Annotated in this window: 1 protein-coding gene; it reads left to right on the top strand. The window is 35.7% G+C overall.

The genetic code is table 11. The features are described from left to right. Nucleotides 1-1501, top strand: a 1501-nt coding sequence (locus tag ACFILO_RS09220; protein ID WP_375678195.1) for a Vomp family autotransporter, incomplete at its 5' end; no start/stop codon positions are given. Between the last annotated feature and the right edge of the window lie 659 nt (nt 1502-2160).

Raw genomic sequence — 2160 nt, 5'->3', positions numbered from 1 at the left:
TGAAGATTCGCATGATGCGATCAATGGGAACCAAATTAATAAAATATCTGGAGATATAGCAAATTATTTTGGTGGTGGTGCCTCGTTCGAAAATGGTGCTTTTAAAGGACCAAACTATAGTTTATCTGTTATTGTTGAAGATGGTCAGGTGGCAAAAGCCAATTATCATGATGTTGGCTCAGCTTTGAGTGGTCTCGATGCAAATGTGAAGAGTGTGAATAGTCATCTCACGAATGTGGTCAATAATTTTACACAACAAATCAATGATATTACACAAGAAGTCAAAGGGGATGCTTTGTTGTGGAGCAATGATGAGCAGGCATTTGTAGCACAGCATGGAGAGGAAAAAACCAATAGCAAAATTAAGTTTCTTGCTAATGGAGATATTTCTGCTAACTCAACCGATGCTATAAATGGTTCGCAACTTTATTTGATGAGTAATCAGCTTGCTGCATATTTTGGTGGTGGCGCTGGCTATAATAATGGAGAATGGACTGCTCCTACTTTCAAGATAGCACAATTCAAAGCTGACGGGAGCTCTGGTGAAAAGAAGGATTATCATAACGTTGCCAGTGCTTTTGACGGCGTAAGTGAGAGTATGTCTAAGATAAACGACCGTATTCAAAGTGTTGAAAACAATGTCTCGTCCAATGGTTTAAATTGGAATGAGCAGAAAAAAGCTTATGACGCTAGCCATGATGGTCAACCAAGTAAGATTATCAATGTAGCAGATGGTAAAATTGCAGAAGGTTCAAAAGATGCAGTCAATGGTGGACAGCTTTGGGAGACCAACGAACGTATCACTGGCGTTGAAAAAGATATTAGGCATATTGAAAACAGAGTCGACAATATTTCCACTACGGTTACGAATATTGGTGAAACGGTTTTCAATATTGAAGACAGAGTTGATAATATTGAGAACACGGTTAATAATCTTTCTGATGGTGCAGTTAACTATGATAAAGATGCTGATGGTAAAAAAACCAATAAGATCACTCTAAAAGGTGGCAACGAAAGTGAACCTGTTATGATTGATAATGTTGCCAATGGTCGCATTGAACAAGGTTCGAAAGAAGCTGTGAATGGTGGTCAACTGCATGATTACACTCAGCAACAGATGAAAATTGTTCTCGATGATGCAAAAAAATATACGGATAGTCGGGTGGATAATATTGTTATTAATGCCATTGATGATGCTGTTGATCGGTCTGACCGATATACAGATATGAAGTTTAATATTTTAAGTTATGATATTAAGAGCGTACGCAAAGAGGCAAGGCAAGCAGCCGCCGTTGGTCTAGCAGTATCCAACCTACGTTACTTCGACGAGCCAGGATCTTTGAGTGTCTCATTTGGTAGCGGCGCATGGCGTGGGCAATCCGCATTTGCTCTTGGTGCTGGTTATACATCTGAAAACGGAAAAATCCGCTCTAATCTCTCTGCCACGAGTGCTGGTGGTCATTGGGGAATAGGTGGTGCAATTACTCTGAAAATAAAATAATACGAACAACGAAAATAGAACAAAACATCCACCCTTATTTATTGAAATAAGGGTGGATATTTTTTTTACAGACGCACAGTATTTATCTAGAGATAAGCATAATATTTGATGAGGCTATAAACTGTGAGGTTTTATAGAAGATTTTTCTATATTTTGTTGAAAAAAGATCACAGTAGAATCCATATTGCTAAAAAGTTATATTTTTATGTTGCTATTTTCTTGAACAGCCTATAGCTGTATGAAAATGTATATTAGTAAGACTCATTTTGATAAAATAATTCAAAGGAGGGATAAGTAGTGCGTAAAGATAAAAGGTACATCACAGGACCACGCATATATCATTATATGATATATTAAAAAGAAAAAATCCAACTAAAAAGCCAGTTATCCAAAGAAGAATATATTCCGGACATATTACAATTTCTTTTTACTTTACTTATTATTAATAAAACCATGCTTTCTAATAAAAATAAAGTCTATAGTTAGGAAAATACATACTAAAACCTAGTACAAAGGATTTTATAGTAATCACTACCAAGTAAAAAGTAATATTAAATATACAAGGCCTCTTTTTTAGTTAGAAAAAAACAGCACACTAAAACCCTTAGACTCTAAATGTGTTATCTTTATGTCCACAAAACATAATCAAAAATACAAGC

This window comes from Bartonella sp. AP72JLCBS (genome assembly GCF_042195705.1).
In the GTDB taxonomy this organism is placed as follows: Bacteria; Pseudomonadota; Alphaproteobacteria; order Rhizobiales; family Rhizobiaceae; genus Bartonella.
This window is presented reverse-complemented; position numbering and strand designations above follow the sequence as displayed.